Genomic DNA, 15,811 nt, shown 5'->3' on the forward strand with positions numbered 1-15,811 from the left:
CGGCCAGTTGGCCGACACAACACAGGAGACCGCTTCATGACCTGCATCAAGACCCTGGCCCGCATCGGGCTGTTGGCTGGCGCTGCGGCGCTGGGCGCTGGAGGCGCCGTTGCGCAGGAGACGCCGCAGTATGGCGGCAGCCTCAGCATCGCCAACGTCTACCGAACCGTGGCGCCGCTGTCGTTCGATGCGGCCGACTGGAACTGGAAGTTCAACCAGGACCTGGGCTTGGTCAACGAATCGCTGCTGGTGGCGGACCTGAGCAAGAGCCGCACCCAGGGCGGCCCCTACGCGTTCATCAGTGACGCCTACCTGCCCATGGCCGCCGTCCGGGGTGAGCTGGCCGAAAGCTGGCAGATGCAGGACAACCCGCAGCAGCTGGTGATCAAGCTGCGCAAGGGCGTGATGTTTCCCGAGAAGAAGGGCGTGATGGCGTCGCGCGAGCTGACGGCCGACGACGTGGTCTACAGCTTCAACCGCTACAACAACAGCCCCAAGAAGGTGGCCAATTACTTCGACCACATCGACAAGGTCGAGGCCACCGACAAGTACACGGTGGTGATCCGCTTCAACAAATACATGGCCGAATGGGATTACCGCTTCGGCTGGGGCTATTACTCGTCCATCGTGCCCAAGGAGGTGGTCGAGGCTGGCGCCAACAACTGGCGCAATGCCAACGGCACCGGCCCGTTCATGCTGACCAACTACGTGCAGGGCAACACCCTGGCCTACAAGAAAAACCCCGTCTATTGGGACAGCATCACGCTGGGCGGCAAGTCCTACAAGCTGCCCTTCGTCGAGACGCTCAGCTACCGCGTCATCAAGGACGAATCCACGGCCTTGACGGCTTTGCGCACCGGCAAGCTGGACATCATGGAGGCGGTGCCCTGGAGTGCCGTGGATGAGCTGAAGAAGAGCGCCCCGCCGCTCAAGTGGAACCGCTGGCTGTCCACGCTGGGCAACTACGTGGCGCTGCGCACCGACACCAAGCCCTTCGATGACCTCCGCGTGCGCCGCGCGCTGAACATGGCGGTCGACCGCGACCAGATCATCAAGACCTTCTACGGCGGCCAGGCCGAGGTGCTGGGCTATCCCATGACACCGGATTTCGGGCCGTACTACGAGAAGCTGGCGACCATGCCCGAGGCCGTGAAGGAGCTGTTCACCTACAACCCCGACAAGGCCAAGAAGCTGCTGGCCGAGGCCGGCTACCCGAACGGCTTCAGCGTCAAGGTGCAGACCAGCTCGGTCAACACCAACAACGAGGTCTTGTCCATCGTGGCCTCGCAGCTGGCTAAGGTGGGCGTGAAGCTGGAGATCCAGGTGCTGGAGTACCCGGCCTATCTCTCGGCCATGACCACCAAGACCCATGCGCCGGCCTATTTCATGAACCAGGGGCACACCAACCCCACGACCAGCCTGCGCAAGGCGTTCGGCAGCGGGCAGATCTGGAACCCGTCGCAGTACTCGGACAAAGCCTTCGACGCCAAGCTGGAAGCCGCACAGACCGAACCCGATGAAGCCAAGCGCCAGGAGCTGCTGCGCGCCATGACGCGCGAGATCCTCGAAAAAGCGCCGCACATCTGGTTGCCTACGCCGTACGTCTACACCGCCTGGTGGCCCTGGGTGAAGAACTACAGCGGCGAGCTGCGTGCCGGCGCCGAGCGGCCCGGCCCCATCCACGCCCGCATCTGGGTCGACCAGGCCATGAAGAAAAAGCTGGGCTTTTGAGCGACTGAGCAGCCTCTGACGCACAGCCGGCCGGGCCGGCTGTTCACGTACCCCACACAGGAGACCATTTCATGATCCGCATCCCGACCTGGACCCGACTTGGCCTGTGGGCTGGCGCTGCGGCACTGGCCGCTGGTAGCGCCCTGGCCCAGGAGCCGCAGCCCGGCGGTTCGCTGAGCATCGCCACCGTCTACCGCACCGTGACGCCGCTGTCGTTCGACCCGGCCGACTGGAATTGGAAGTTCAACCAGGACATGGGCCTGGTCAACGAGGCCCTGTTTGCCGCCGACCTGAGCAAGGCGCGGTCGCGCGGCGGCAAGCAGCCCTTCATCTCGGACGGCTACCTGCCGTCCAACGCCATCCGCGGCGAGCTGGCCGAGAGCTGGCAGATGCTGGAGAACCCCCTGCGCGTGGAGGTCAAGCTGCGCAAGGGCGTGATGTTCCCCGAGAAGAAAGGCGTGATGGCCGCGCGCGAGATGACGGCCGCCGACGTGGTCTACAGCTACGACCGCTACAACACCAGCCCCAAAAAGCAGGCCGGCTACTACGACTACATCGACAAGGTGGAGGCGACCGACAAGCACACGGTGGTCTTCACCTTCAACAAGTACTTCACCGAATGGGACTATCGCTTCGGCTGGGGCTACTACAACGCCATCATGGCCAAGGAGGTGGTGGAGGCCGGGGCCAGCAACTGGCGCAACGCCAACGGCACCGGCCCCTACATGCTGAGCAACTACGTCCAGGGCAACTCGCTCACGTTCAAGAAGAACAAGGACTACTGGGACAGCGAAACCATTGCTGGCAAGACCTACAAGCTGCCCTTCGCCGAGACCATCAACTACCGCTTCATCAAGGACGAATCGACGGCGCTGACGGCCTTGCGCACGGGCAAGCTCGACATCATGGAGGCCGTGCCCTGGAGCGCCGTGGATGAGCTGAAGAAGAATGCGCCCCAGCTCAAGTGGAACCGCTGGCTGTCGACCCTGGGCACCTTCATCGCGCTGCGCGTGGACACCAAGCCCTTCGACGACGTGCGCGTGCGGCGCGCGCTGAACATGGCGGTCGACCGCGACCAGATCATCAAGACCTACTACGGCGGCAACGCCGAACTCCTGGGCTACCCCATGCACCCCGATTACACGGGGTACTACGAGCCACTGTCGGCCATGCCGGCCTCGATCAAAGAGGTGTTCAGCTACAACCCCGAGCAGGCCAAGAAGCTGCTGGCCGAGGCGGGCTACCCGAACGGCTTCAGCTTCAAGGTGCAGACCACCTCCATCCACACCGCCAACGAGATGCTGTCCATGGTGGCCTCGCAACTGGCCAAGGTGGGCGTGAAGCTGGAGATCGAGGTGCTGGAGTACCCGGCCTACCTGTCGGCCATGACCACCAAGAAGAACGCCCCCGGCTACTTCATGAGCGTGGGCCTGACCAACCCGACGACCTCCGTGCGCAAGACCTTTGGCACGGGGCAGACCTGGAACCCGTCGCAATACACGGACAAGGCCCTGGACGCCAAGCTGGCCACCATGCTGCATGAGCCCGAAGAGGCCAAGCGCCAGCAGCTGCTGCGCGAGATGACGCGCGAGGTGCTGGAAAAGTCCCCGCACATCTGGTTGCCCAGCCCGTACTTCTACACCGCCTGGTGGCCCTGGGTGAAGAACTACGGCGGCGAGCTGCGCGCTGGTGGCGACCGGCCCGGCCCCATCCATGCCCGCATCTGGGTGGACCAGGCGATGAAGAAAAAGATGGGCTTCTAGCCCGGCCACACACACCGGCATCCGCATCCGCAACACACAAGGAGACAACCCCCATGACCCATTCCAAGTTCTTGAACCGCCTCAGCCTCGTGGCCTGCGCCGCTGCGCTGGCGGCCGGCGGCGCGCAGGCCCAGGAGACGCCGCAACCCGGCGGCTCGCTGAGCATCGCCACCGTGTTCCGCACCGTCGCGCCGTTGTCCTTCGATGCGGCCGACTGGAACTGGAAGTACAACCACGACATGGGGCTGGTCAACGAAACGCTGTTTGCCGCCGACCTGCGCAAGAGCCGCTCGCGCGGCGGCAAGCAGCCCTTCATCAACGACGCCTACATCCCGCCCGATGCCATGCGGGGCGAGCTCGCCGAGAGCTGGCAGCTGCTGGACAACCCGCGCCGCCTCGAGGTCAAGCTGCGCAAGGGCGTGATGTTCCCCGAGAAGAAGGGCGTGATGGCCGCGCGCGAGATGACGGCCGAGGACGTGGTCTTCAGCTACAACCGCTACAACACCAGTCCCAAGCGCCTGGCCACGGTGTATGAACACATCGACAAGGTCGAGGCCACCGACAAGCACACGGTGGTCTTCACCTTCAAAAAGTACGTGGCGGACTGGGACTACCGCTTCGGCTACGGCTACTACAACGCCATCGTGCCCAAAGAGGTGGCCGACGCGGGCGCGAACAACTGGCGCAACGCCAATGGCACCGGCCCGTTCATGCTGACCAACTACGTGCAGGGCAACACCCTCACGTACAAGAAGAACAAGGACTACTGGGACAGCGAGACCATCGGCGGCAAGGCCTACAAGCTGCCCTTCGTCGACACCATCAACTACCGCTTCATCAAGGACGAATCGACGGCCTTGACGGCCCTGCGCACGGGCAAGCTCGACCTCATGGAGGCCGTGCCCTGGAGCGCGGTCGAAGAGCTGAAAAAGAGTGCGCCCCAGCTGAAGTGGAATCGCTGGATGTCCACGCTGGGCACTTTCGTGGCCCTGCGTGTCGACACCAAGCCTTTCGACGACGTGCGCGTGCGCCGTGCGCTGAACATGGCGGTCGACCGCGAGCAGATCATCAAGACCTTCTTCGGCGGCAACGCGGAGATGCTGGGCTACCCCATGCACACCGACTACGCCGGCTACTACGAGCCGCTGTCGGCCATGCCGGCCTCGATCAAGGAGCTGTTCGCCTACAACCCCGAGCAGGCCAAGAAGCTGCTGGCTGAAGCCGGGCACCCGAACGGCTTCAGCTTCAAGGTGCAGACCAGCTCGGCCAGCACCAGCAACGAAATGCTGTCCATGGTGGCCTCGCAGCTGGCCAAGGTGGGCGTGACCATGCAGATCGAAGTGCTGGAGTACCCGGCCTTCCTCTCGACCATGACCACCAAGAAGAACGCACCGGGCTACTTCATGAGCACGGGGCACACCAACCCCATGGTCACGCTGCGCAAGACCTTTGGCATCGGCCAGGCCTGGAACCCCTCGCAGTACGCCGACAAGGCCTTCGAAGCCAAGCTCGATGCCGCCCTGGAGACGTCCGACGAGGCCAAGCGCCAGCAGATCATGCGCGAGCTGACACGCGAGATCCTCGACAAGGCGCCCCACATCTGGTTGCCCACGGCCTACGTCTACACCGCCTGGTGGCCCTGGGTGAAGAACTACGGTGGCGAGCTGCGGGCCGGCGCCGAACGCCCGGGTCCCATCCATGCGCGCATCTGGGTGGACCAGGCCATGAAGAAGAAGATGGGCTTCTGATGCCCGCGGCGGGGGCTGGACCGGCCCCCGCCATGAACCACCATCAACACGATGGGGTATGACGCTGTTGCCGATGCATTGAAAACGGAAATCGCCATATACCTCGATCAAACCAGTTGGACGACCCATGACCCCCTTGCTGCAAGTCAATGGACTCACCACCCGCTTCCAGACCGAGCGCGGGCTTTTCACCGCCGTGGACAACGTCTCGTTCAGCGTGGAGGCCGGCCAGACCCTGGCCATCGTCGGCGAATCGGGCTCGGGCAAGAGCGTCACGGCCATGTCCATCATGCGGCTGATCCCGCAACCCCCCGGCCGCATCGAGGCCGGCGAGGTGCTGCTGGAAGGACGCAACCTGCTGGCGCTCAGCGAGCGCGAGATGCGCCAGGTGCGCGGCAACCGCATGGCCATGATCTTCCAGGAGCCCATGACCAGCCTGAACCCGGCGCTGACCATCGGCTTTCAGATTGCCGAAGCCCTGCGCCTGCACCGCGGCATGGACCGTGCGGCCGCCAAGGCGGAGACCGTCCGCCTGCTCGAAAAGGTGCGCATCCCGGCGGCGGCCTCGCGCTTCGATGAGCACCCGCACCGCCTCTCGGGCGGCATGCGCCAGCGCGTGATGATCGCCATGGCGCTGGCCTGCCGGCCCAAGCTGCTGATTGCCGACGAACCCACCACGGCGCTGGACGTGACCATCCAGGCGCAAATCCTCGAGCTCATCAAGACCCTGCAGGAAGAAGAGGGCATGGCCGTGCTCTTCATCACGCACGACATGGGCGTGGTGGCCGAGATCGCCCACCGCACGGTGGTCATGTACCAGGGCAGGGCGGTCGAGGCCGGCACCACCGAACAGCTGTTCGCCCGTGCCGAACACCCGTACACGCGGTCGCTGCTCGCCGCCGTGCCGCGCCTGGGCGCCATGAACGGGCGCGGCCGGCCCATGCGCTTTCCCGTGGTCGACCGCGACACCGGCCTGAGCGACGAGCCGGTCGAGGTGGCCGACACCGTGGCGGCCGATGCCGCGCCGCTGCTCGAGGTCAGCAACCTCACCACGCGCTTCGACATCCGCGGCGGCGTGTTCGGGCGCACCACGGGCCGGGTGCATGCGGTCGAGAACGTCTCGTTCAGCCTGCAGCCGGGCGAAACGCTGTCGCTGGTCGGCGAGTCGGGCTGCGGCAAGACCAGCACCGGCCGCTCCATCTTGCGGCTCGATGAACCCCTGGCCGGCAGCGTCAAGCTCGGTGGCCAGAACGTGCTGACCCTGCCTGCCGCAGCACTGCGCGACCAGCGCCGTCACATGCAGATGATTTTTCAGGACCCGTTCGCCAGCCTGAACCCGCGCATGACGGTGGGCGACGCCATCGCCGAGCCGCTGCTGATCCACCGCCTGGCGACCCCCGACGAGGCCCGCGCGCAGGTGGCCGAACTGCTGCAGCGGGTGGGCCTGGCGGCCGACATGGCGGTGCGCTACCCGCACGAGTTCTCGGGCGGCCAGCGTCAGCGCATCTGCATCGCGCGGGCGCTCGCGCTCAAGCCGCAGCTCATCGTGGCCGACGAATCGGTCTCGGCGCTCGATGTCTCGGTCAAGGCCCAGGTCATCAACCTCATGCTGGACCTGCAGGCGCAGATGAAGTTGGCCTACCTCTTCATCTCGCACGACATGGCCGTGGTCGAGCGCATCAGCCACCGCGTGGCCGTGATGTACCTGGGCGAGATCGTCGAGATCGGCCGCCGCGAGCAGGTGTTCGGCAACCCGCAGCATCCCTACACCAAGCGGCTGCTGGCGGCCGTGCCCATCGCCGATCCTGCGCGCCGGTTGCAGCACCGCCCCGTCAGCAACGACGAGATCCGCAGCCCCATCCGCCCGCCCGATTACCAGCCACCGGAGCGGGTGTACCGCGAGGTCAGCGCCGACCACCAGGTCATGGTCTGGGACGAGAGCTGGGAGGCCAACCGCGCCGTCAGCTGACAATAGCGGCCTTTTGACCCCCGCAGCCCGCCATCGGAAGGCCTCGTGATGTCACCCAAATCAGAGGCGCCCACGCAGCGCTACCAGCAAAAGCGCGAAGTCGTGCTGTCTCAGGCCGCCTTGCTGTTCAACGAGCAAGGCCTGAAGTCGGCCACCCTGGCCAGCATTGCCGAGGGCGTGGGCCTGGCCACCAACAGCCTCACCTACTACTACCGCAAGAAGGAAGACCTGGCGCAGGCCTGCCTGCTGCGCTCGGCTGCTGCTTACGACCAGGTGGTGGTGGCTGCCCTGGGCCACGCCCAGCCGGCCGATCGGCTGCGGGCCTACCTGCAGGGCCATGTCGCGCTGCTGGCTGCCATCGCGCGCGGCGACCACCCGCCCTTGATGTACTTCAGCGACACGCGCGCCTTGCCGGGGCCGCAGGCCAAGCAGGTGTTCGACGCCTATGCAGACCTGTTCCGCCACGTGCGCGACGTGCTGCGGGCGTCGCATCTGCCGCTGGTGCGCGACGCCCTCAACGCGCGCGCGCACGTGCTGCTGTCGGTCGTCAACTGGATGGGACCGTGGCTGCTGGAGGCCTACGAGGTCGACGAGTACCTGCGCGTGGCCGACGGCATCGCCGACCTGCTCATCCACGGCTTGGGGGCAACTGGCCGCGCCAGCCAGGCCGTGCCGCTCATCACCGGCTGGGAGCCGCAGCCCCACGCCGACGCCACCAGCGAAGCCTTTCTGCGCACCGCCACCTGGCTGCTCAACGAGCATGGCTACCGGGGCGCTTCGGTCGACAACATCGCCGCCCACCTGAACCGCAGCAAGGGCGCGTTCTACCACCACCACGACCACAAGCAGGACCTGATCGCGGCCTGTTTCGAGCGCACCTTCGACTTCATGCGTCAGGCCCTGAGCCTGGCGCAGCAGGCCCCTGGGCCGGGCCTGGACCGCGCGTACTCGGCCGCGTTGGCCATCACCCAGGTCCAGGTGTCGCCGCAAGGGCCGCTGCTGTATTCCTCGGCGTTCTCGGCCTTGCCCAGCCGCGCGCATCGGCTGCAGGCGAGCCGCGCCCTGCGCAAGCTGAGCTCGCGCATCACGGCCTTGCTGGTCGAGGGCCTGCGCGATGGCTCGGTGCGGCCCCTGGATGGCGCCATGGCGGCGCAGGTGCTCACGGCCGGCATCACGGGCGGCGCCGTGCTGCGGCACTGGACGGCCAAGCCCGAAGCCGCGGTGGAGTTGTTCGTGCGCCCCATGTTCGACGGGCTGCTGTGTCCGCCGGTGGACTGATGCGTCGCCCGGGGTGAACGGCGCCGTTGGCCGGTTCGTGGCGCCGGTCGTTGCCATCCATTCGGGACGCGTGTCGACAACGACCTGAAGGCTTTCATGAGTATGGGTCGATGGCCGATTGAAAATCATCGACCATGGCCTCATACTCTGTCACCGCTGATGGCGGCACTTGGCGCTGCCGCAACGCCATCCGTCCCGGCCGTCCTCGGCGGTGCGTCATGCCTCAGTGCAAGGCCTGACGCATCCGCAGGCCGATGAACACCGCTGGCCCATGCAAAAAGGCCACACCGCAATGCGGCATGGCCTGTTCAGGGAGCCCCTTGAGGGGCGCCGGTTGCCTTACAGCGTGCGCGCGATGATTTCCTTCATGATTTCGTCGCTGCCGCCGTAGATGCGGCCCACGCGCGCGTCGGCCCAGGCGCGGCCCACGACGTACTCGGTCATGAAGCCGTAGCCGCCGTGCAGCTGCAGGAATTCGTCGAGCAGCTTGTTCTGCAGCGCGGTGGCGTTGAGTTTGGCGGCTGCTGCGGCCGGCACCGACAGCTCGCGCTTCATGTGCTTGGCGATGCAGTCGTCCACGTAGACGCGCAGCATGGTGGCCTGGGCCTTGGCTTCGGCCAGCTTGAAGCGCGTGTTCTGGAACTCGAACACCGGCTGGCCGAAGGCCTTGCGGTCACGCGTGTACTCGATGGTGCGGTCGAGGAAGGCCTCGATCGAGCTGGCGGCGCGCACGGCGATCACCAGGCGCTCCTGGGCCAGCTCCTGCATCAGGTACTTGAAGCCCATGTTCTCTTCGCCGAGCAGGTTGTCCACCGGGACGCGCACGTTGTCGAAGAACAGCTCGGACGTGTCCTGTGCCCACAGGCCGATCTTGTCGAGCTTGCGGCCCTTGCTGAAGCCGGGCGTGCCTTCTTCGACGACGATCAGCGACACGCCCTTGGCGCCCATGTCGGGAGCGGTCTTGACGCAGACGATCACGAGCTCGGAGTTGATGCCGTTGGTGATGAAGGTCTTGGCGCCGTTGATGACGTACTCGTCACCGTCGCGCACGGCCGTGGTGCGGATGGACTTGAGGTCGGAGCCCGCGCCGGGCTCCGTCATGGCGATGGCGCCGATCAGCTCGCCGGCGGCCATCTTGGGCAGCCAGCGGTCTTTTTGGGCCGTGTTGCCGTAGGCGTTGATGTAGGGCGCCACGATGTCGGAGTGCAGCGGAAAACCCAGGCCCAGCGTGTTGGTGCGGGCCAGCTCTTCGAGCAGCACGGCGGCGTGGCCGAAGTCGCCGCCCTGGCCGTAGGGCTCGGGCAGCATGGTGTTCAGCAGGCCTTCGCGGCCGGCCTTGCGCCACACCTCTTTGGGCACGATGCCGTCCTGGTCCCACTGGGCGTGGAAGGGCACGACTTCTTTGTCCCAGAAGCGGCGGACCTGCTCGCGGAAGGCTTCGTGGTCTTCGCGGTAAACGGTGCGGGTGGTGAGGGGGGTGGACATGGACAACTGCTCCGGGTGATGGATGAAAATGGATTGGGTCAAGGGTAGTATCAGGTCATGGTCGTTCATTGAAAAACGACAACAAGGTCATACTGCCCATTGTGAAGAATGAAGGTTGGCTTGCGGGCCTGGCCTGGCGGGCAAGGCCGGGGAACCAGGCTTTGCGCAAGCCTTGCGCCATCAGGCCTTGGACTTGCGCACCAGGAAACCGGCGTTGGCCTGCTCGCGGTAGCGTTCCTTGAGCACGCGGCGCAGCAGCTTGCCGGTCTCCAGCCGCGGCAGCTCGGTCTCGAAGACCACGCGGTGCGGCCACTTCAGACGCGCCAGCTTGTCCGCGGCGTGCGCCAGCAGGGCCTGCGCCTGGGCTTCGTCGGCCGCCTGGCCGGGGCGCAGGGTGACGATGGCCAGCGGCACCTCGCCGAAGTCGGCATCGGGCACGCCGACCACGGCCACATCGGCCACGGCCGGGTGGGTGGAGAGGGCGTTCTCGATCTCCTGCGGGTAGATGTTGACGCCGCCGGCCAGGATGAGGTCGGCCCGGCGGTCGCTCAGGAACAGGTAGCCGGCCTCGTCCACATGGCCGATGTCGCCATAGGTGGCCCAGCCGCGGTCGTTGTAGGCCTCGCGCGTCTTGGCCTCGTCGTTCAGGTACGAGAAGGTGGGGCCGCCCGAGAAGTAGATGCGGCCGATCTCGCCCGGGGGCAGCTCCTGCCCGTCGTCGCCGACGATGTGGATGACCCCCAGCGTGGCACGGCCCACGGAGCCCGGGCGCTCGTGCCATTCGGGCGCGGTGATGGTGGTGATGCCGACGCCTTCCGAGCCGCCGTAGTACTCGATGAGGATGTCGCCCCACCAGGCCAGCATGGCCTGCTTGAGCGGGACGGGGCAGGGCGCTGCCGCGTGGATGGCGACCCGGAGCGAGTCGGTGCGGTAGCGGGCCCGCGTGGCCTCGGGCAGGGCCAGCATGCGCGTGAACATGGTGGGCACCCACTGGCTGTGGGTCACGCGGTGGCGCTCGATCAGGGCCAGCGCGGTCTCGGGGTCGAAGCGCGGCATGATGACCACGGTGCCGCCAAAGCCCAGCACGCGCAGGCAAAAGCGCAGCGGGGCCGCGTGGTAAAGCGGGGCGGGCGAGAGGTAGACGGTGTGCTCGTCCAGCCCGTAGGTCTGCTGGGCGTTCAGGGCGGCGGGTTCGAGCTCATGCTTTTTCTCGAACGGCACCAGTGGGCGCTTCACGCCCTTGGGCCGGCCCGTGGTGCCCGAGGAATACAGCAGGTCGCGGCCGCGCGAGCGTGGCGGCAGCGCGGTGCCCACGTCCACCGTGGCCAGCTCGGCGGGCAAGTCCACCAGCTCGGGCGCATCGGGCAGGCGGCCGTCCAGGCTGTAGCGGGGCAGGCCGGCGGGCACCTCGCTCAGCATGGGGGCGGTCTTGGCCGTGGCGATCACCAGCTGGGCGCTGCAGTCCTGCACGATGTAGGCCACCTCGGCCGCCGTCAGGTGCGTGCTGATGGGCGTGAAATACAGGCCGGCCAGCTCGGCGCCCAGCGCCAGGGCGATCAGCTCGTTGCGGTTTTCGACGACCAGCGCCACGCTGGCGCCGTCGGCCAGCCCTTTGGCCAGGAACCAGCGCGCCATCCGCTGGGCGTCGGCGTCGAGTTCACGCGCCGTCAGGCTGGCGCCGCTCTCGGCCTGGATCAGCACCGCTTTCTCGGGCTGCTTCTGGGCCCAGGTGTGGAAGTCGCTCATGGCATGTCTCCGTGTCAGGTTCTTGTGCAGGCCGTCCGCACGGACAGTCCTGGCTGTGGGTGGCAAGACGGCTGCGCCAAGCTGTGAAACTTTGGTACAGTAGTCTCATTAAATGCAATTTATGGACTGATTTTAATCATAGGATGTCTCGAAATCTAGGGTAAACCAGCGTGAGTTCATGTGGTTTGCCGCAGCGCCAGCGCTGCAGCGGCCCGTTAGAACACGCGGGCGCCCAGCGCGCAACACGTGCCCGGTCCTCGGACCTGTTCGCCGCTTCGCCTTGGAGGGCGAGCGCAGATGCAGGCCAGCCTATCCCGCCAGCGACCGCGCTGGCTCGGTGCTTGCGGGATCATCGGGCTCGGCTGCGCGATGGACCACAGCGCGTGTCGCGGGTGGTCAGGTTGTCCGCGTGGCGGGTTGCCGCGCTGGCGATGAGTCATGTGAATGTATCGGGGTATCATGCCAATTTCGTTCAAGGGTGAATGGAAGCCGTGGGATACTCCGTGGAATTGAAAGTGTGGGCCGTGCGTTGCAGGGGCGAGCGCCAACGCTGCGCGACGGCGCGCAGTCCGGGGTATCGCCTGCGGGCGCGGTATGTTTTGAGGAGTGGTGGATGCAGTGGAATGCCAGCAAGTCGGCCGCGATGACCGGCGGCGCCTCGGGTCTGGCCGTGGCCCAGGCCTTGCGCGGCGTCAGCGTGCGCATCGGGGCCGCGCGCGACCCCGTTCATCCGCCGGTCCACCATCGCCCCCGACCGGTTCCACACATCCAGCTTGGCCAGACGGCCCGAGAACGAGCACCCCATGCTCAAGGGCGACACCATCGGCGTCGATGGCGCCATCCGCATGCAGCCATGCTGATGTCGGTGACCCAGTATGCATGGATTACCGTTGGCACTTTGACGGCCATGCCATGATACTGGTGCTGATCAGCCTGATCTGTGAACCCACTGGCCGCCTGCGGCCAGCCCGAACCCCCGTTTTGTTCCACTGAGATTGCAACAGGAGACCCTCTCATGACCGCACCCGTGCTCGTCGAGATCAAGGACAACGTCCAGATCATCACCCTCAACCGCCCCGAGGCCAAGAACGCCGCCACGGCCGAAATGGCCGAGCTGATGGTCCAGGCCATCGACCAGCTGGAATCGCGTGACGACCTCAGCGTGGGCATCATCACCGGCGCTGGCGGCACCTTCTGCGCCGGCATGGACCTGAAGGACTTCCTCAAGGGCCGCCGTCCCAGCATCCCGGGCCGTGGCTTCCTGGGCCTGTCCGAGCGCGCACCGCGCAAGGTCATGATCGCGGCCGTCGAGGGCTACGCCCTGGCCGGCGGCTTCGAGACCGTGCTGGCCTGTGACCTGATCGTGGCGTCCAGCGCCGCCAAGTTCGGCCTGCCCGAAGTCAAGCGTGGCCTGGTGGCCGCCGCCGGCGGCGTGATGCGCCTGCCGCGTCGCATGCCCTACCACCTGGCGATGGAGTACATCCTGACCGGCGACTTCATCTCGGCCGACGTGGCCAAGGCCAATGGCCTGGTCAACCGCATGACCGAGCCGGGCAAGGCGCTGGAAGAAGCCTTGAAGCTGGCCGAAGCCGTGGCCGCCAACGGCCCGCTGGCCCTGGCCGCCAGCAAGCGCGTGGTGTACGAATCGTCGGGCTGGACGCTGGATGAGATGTTCGCCAAGCAAGGCGAGATCATCGCGCCGGTGTTCGGGTCGGCCGATGCCAAGGAAGGTGCCGCCGCCTTCGCCGAGAAGCGCAAGCCCGTCTGGCAAGGCAAGTGAAGCGCAGCCCCTGACGGGCTGCGCAACCGGCGCGGGGCTGATCGCCAGCCCACGCGCCACCCTCAAGGGGCCTCGATCGAGGCCCCTTTGTCATGGGCGCGCATGCTGGCAAGGGGGGCGGGCACATGCGGCTGCGTCGGCGGGCGACCGTCGTGGAGCGTGCCCGGCGCCAGCCGGCTCGCTGTGGCCCGGGATTGACGGGAAGGGCGCAGGCCTGTTGTTCAGTCGGCCGGGTCGGGGTCGGAGGCGGGGGCATCCGCCGCGCCCGCCAGGCCCCGCAGCAGGGTGTCTCGGCACACGCGGAGGATTTCGTTGGCCAGCGGGGCTTCATCGGGGCAGGCCCGCGACAGCACCAGTGCGCCGACCGCATGGGCGAGGGTGTCGATGGCCAGGGCGCGAGCCTGTGCCTGCTCGGCCGGGGTGTCTCCGGGTGGCGTCAACTGGGTCAGCAGCCGTTCCACGCCTTCGGCGAACTCGGCGCGGATGGGGTCGGGCTGGCGTGCGGCGTCGCCGCACAGCGCGGCCAGCGTGCAGCCTTCGCCACGGCCGTCGCGGTGGTCGCGGCAGACGTAGGCCTGCACGAACGCGGCCAGGTCGATGGGGTGGGCGGCCTCCAGCTTGGCGAAGCCGCTGGCCGCGGTTTCGGCCATGAGGTCGGCCTTGGACGGGAAGTGCTTGTAGAAGCCGCCATGGGTGAAGCCCGCGGCGCCCATGAGCTCGGCCACGCCGACGCCGTCATACCCCCGCTCGCGGAACAGCGTGGCGGCCGCCTCGACGATGCGGGCGCGGTTGGCTTGGGCCTGTGCTTTGCTGACTTTCATGGTGTGCTCCAGGGTCTAATGTACATTGGATGTCAATCGACATCAAAACTTGACTTCATGGATGATGATCGTCATCATTGTGCGCTTGGGTGCCTGGCGCACCGTTTTTTGAGAAAGCACATCGACATGAGCACGCCTTCCTTGTTTGAGTCCTACGACCTCGGCCCCTTGACGCTGGCCAACCGCGTCGTCATGGCACCGTTGACGCGCAACCGGGCCGGTGCGGGGCTGGTGCCCAGCGCCCATGCCGCCACCTACTACGCCCAGCGTGCGTCGGCCGGCCTGCTGATCGCCGAGGCCACCCAGGTCTCGCCGCAGGCCCAGGGCTACCAGGACACCCCGGGGCTCTACACCCAGGCCCAGATCGACGGCTGGCGCCAGGTGACCGATGCCGTGCATGCCCAGCAGGGCCGCATCTTCGTGCAGCTGTGGCACGTGGGCCGTGTCTCGCACGTGGACCTGCAGCCGGGTGGCGCCGCGCCGGTGGCGCCCTCGGCCATCCGCGCCAAGACCAAGGTGTTCGTCAACAACGCCTTCAACGACGTCTCGGAGCCCCGCGCCCTGGCGCTGGACGAGTTGCCCGGCATCGTCAACGACTTCCGTCAGGCGGCCGCGAATGCGATCGCGGCCGGCTTCGACGGGGTCGAGATCCATGGCGCCAACGGGTATCTGCTCGAGCAGTTCGTGAAGGACGGCGCCAACGTGCGCACGGACGCCTATGGCGGCTCCGTCGAGAACCGCGCCCGCTTGCTGCTGGAGGTGGTGTCGGCCGTGGCCGACGAGATCGGGGCCGACCGCACGGGCGTGCGCATTTCGCCGGTGTCGCCAGCCAACGGCATCACTTGCAGCGACCCTCAGGCACAGTATGCGTACATCGTCGACGAACTGGACAAGCTGGGCGTGGTTTACCTGCACGTGATCGAAGGCGCGACCGGTGGCGCGCGCGATGTGGCGCCGTTCGATTTCGCGGCCTTGCGCGGCCGCTTCTCGCGCACCTACATCGCCAACAACGGCTACGACCTGGCGCTGGCCGAGGCACAGCTGAAGGCCGGGAACGCCGACCTCGTGGCCTTTGGCCGGCCCTTCATCGCCAACCCCGACCTGGTGGCCCGGCTGCAGCACGGCGCGCCGCTGGCTGCGTTGAACCAGGCCACGCTCTATGGCGGCGGCGCCGAAGGCTACACCGACTACCCCAGCCTGGCCGAAGCCGCGGTTTGACGGCCGCGCGTCCCTCAAGCCTGACACGGCGCCCAGTGGGCGCCGTTTTTTGTGCGCTGACTGACTGGCCCCTGCGCACCATGCCCGCGGGTGCGGCGTGAAGCGCCAGAACGCCTCGGACGAGAGGCCGAGGCGTTGCTGGGATGGGCGAGCCGCGGTCGGTGACTGCCTGGGGACTGTCTCAGGTTCCGCACATTGTCCATGGTCAGCTGAACAGGCGGCATGGCCGCGGTCGGTCGGCCGCGCCGGTGCGAAACGGTGCATGCACCGCC

Annotated in this window: 11 protein-coding genes; 8 read left to right on the forward strand and 3 right to left on the reverse strand. The window is 66.8% G+C overall.

Annotated elements, in window-relative coordinates:
• The first annotated feature begins 36 nt into the window (after positions 1 to 36).
• From CCO03_RS09195 to CCO03_RS09215, 5 genes are all read left to right on the forward strand, one after another.
• Positions 37 to 1,731: an ABC transporter substrate-binding protein gene (locus tag CCO03_RS09195; RefSeq protein WP_087280177.1), complete on the forward strand. Its 1,695-nt coding sequence runs from the start codon at positions 37 to 39 to the stop codon at positions 1,729 to 1,731.
• Positions 1,732 to 1,802: 71 nt separating this feature from the next.
• Entirely contained in the window at positions 1,803 to 3,494 is a 1,692-nt protein-coding gene (locus CCO03_RS09200; RefSeq protein ID WP_087280180.1) for an ABC transporter substrate-binding protein, read from the forward strand.
• A 53-nt stretch (positions 3,495 to 3,547) separates the two neighbouring features.
• On the forward strand, positions 3,548 to 5,242 hold the full coding sequence (locus CCO03_RS09205; protein ID WP_087280183.1) for an ABC transporter substrate-binding protein: 1,695 nt from the start codon (positions 3,548 to 3,550) through the stop codon (positions 5,240 to 5,242).
• A gap of 127 nt (positions 5,243 to 5,369) precedes the next feature.
• Positions 5,370 to 7,211, forward strand: a complete 1,842-nt coding sequence (locus tag CCO03_RS09210; protein WP_087280186.1) for an ABC transporter ATP-binding protein — start codon at positions 5,370 to 5,372, stop codon at positions 7,209 to 7,211.
• Positions 7,212 to 7,259: 48 nt separating this feature from the next.
• Positions 7,260 to 8,489 carry a TetR/AcrR family transcriptional regulator gene (locus CCO03_RS09215; RefSeq protein WP_236904097.1) on the forward strand — a complete coding sequence of 410 codons (1,230 nt, stop codon included), beginning with the start codon at positions 7,260 to 7,262 and terminating at the stop codon, positions 8,487 to 8,489.
• A gap of 339 nt (positions 8,490 to 8,828) precedes the next feature.
• Here CCO03_RS09215 and CCO03_RS09220 read toward each other — a convergent pair whose 3' ends face one another.
• Complete coding sequence (locus CCO03_RS09220) at positions 8,829 to 9,974, reverse strand: acyl-CoA dehydrogenase family protein (RefSeq protein ID WP_087284474.1); 1,146 nt, start codon at positions 9,972 to 9,974, stop codon at positions 8,829 to 8,831.
• 180 nt (positions 9,975 to 10,154) lie between these two features.
• Positions 10,155 to 11,720 carry an AMP-binding protein gene (locus CCO03_RS09225; protein ID WP_087280192.1) on the reverse strand — a complete coding sequence of 522 codons (1,566 nt, stop codon included), beginning with the start codon at positions 11,718 to 11,720 and terminating at the stop codon, positions 10,155 to 10,157.
• 613 nt (positions 11,721 to 12,333) lie between these two features.
• Here CCO03_RS09225 and CCO03_RS19710 point away from each other — a divergent pair.
• Positions 12,334 to 12,636 (forward strand): hypothetical protein, encoded by a 303-nt coding sequence (locus tag CCO03_RS19710; RefSeq protein WP_157667605.1) that lies wholly within the window; start codon positions 12,334 to 12,336, stop codon positions 12,634 to 12,636.
• A 99-nt stretch (positions 12,637 to 12,735) separates the two neighbouring features.
• Entirely contained in the window at positions 12,736 to 13,500 is a 765-nt protein-coding gene (locus CCO03_RS09230; protein WP_087280194.1) for a crotonase/enoyl-CoA hydratase family protein, read from the forward strand.
• A 221-nt stretch (positions 13,501 to 13,721) separates the two neighbouring features.
• Here CCO03_RS09230 and CCO03_RS09235 read toward each other — a convergent pair whose 3' ends face one another.
• Positions 13,722 to 14,321, reverse strand: a complete 600-nt coding sequence (locus CCO03_RS09235) for a TetR/AcrR family transcriptional regulator (protein WP_087280197.1) — start codon at positions 14,319 to 14,321, stop codon at positions 13,722 to 13,724.
• A gap of 126 nt (positions 14,322 to 14,447) precedes the next feature.
• Between CCO03_RS09235 and CCO03_RS09240 the strand changes: the two genes are divergently transcribed.
• Complete coding sequence (locus CCO03_RS09240; protein ID WP_087280200.1) at positions 14,448 to 15,539, forward strand: alkene reductase; 1,092 nt, start codon at positions 14,448 to 14,450, stop codon at positions 15,537 to 15,539.
• Positions 15,540 to 15,811: the final 272 nt, after the last annotated feature.

This window comes from Comamonas serinivorans (assembly GCF_002158865.1).
Classification (GTDB): Bacteria; Pseudomonadota; Gammaproteobacteria; order Burkholderiales; family Burkholderiaceae_C; genus Comamonas_E; species Comamonas_E serinivorans.

Coding starts and splice junctions, on each gene's coding strand:
- CCO03_RS09195 (WP_087280177.1), top strand. CDS start 37: ATGACCTGCATCAAGACCCTGGCCCGCATCGGGCTGTTGGCTGGCGCT.
- CCO03_RS09210 (WP_087280186.1), top strand. CDS start 5,370: ATGACCCCCTTGCTGCAAGTCAATGGACTCACCACCCGCTTCCAGACC.
- CCO03_RS09215 (WP_236904097.1), top strand. CDS start 7,260: ATGTCACCCAAATCAGAGGCGCCCACGCAGCGCTACCAGCAAAAGCGC.
- CCO03_RS09200 (WP_087280180.1), top strand. CDS start 1,803: ATGATCCGCATCCCGACCTGGACCCGACTTGGCCTGTGGGCTGGCGCT.
- CCO03_RS09205 (WP_087280183.1), top strand. CDS start 3,548: ATGACCCATTCCAAGTTCTTGAACCGCCTCAGCCTCGTGGCCTGCGCC.
- CCO03_RS09240 (WP_087280200.1), top strand. CDS start 14,448: ATGAGCACGCCTTCCTTGTTTGAGTCCTACGACCTCGGCCCCTTGACG.
- CCO03_RS09225 (WP_087280192.1), bottom strand. CDS start 11,720: ATGAGCGACTTCCACACCTGGGCCCAGAAGCAGCCCGAGAAAGCGGTG.
- CCO03_RS19710 (WP_157667605.1), top strand. CDS start 12,334: ATGCAGTGGAATGCCAGCAAGTCGGCCGCGATGACCGGCGGCGCCTCG.
- CCO03_RS09235 (WP_087280197.1), bottom strand. CDS start 14,321: ATGAAAGTCAGCAAAGCACAGGCCCAAGCCAACCGCGCCCGCATCGTC.
- CCO03_RS09230 (WP_087280194.1), top strand. CDS start 12,736: ATGACCGCACCCGTGCTCGTCGAGATCAAGGACAACGTCCAGATCATC.
- CCO03_RS09220 (WP_087284474.1), bottom strand. CDS start 9,974: ATGTCCACCCCCCTCACCACCCGCACCGTTTACCGCGAAGACCACGAA.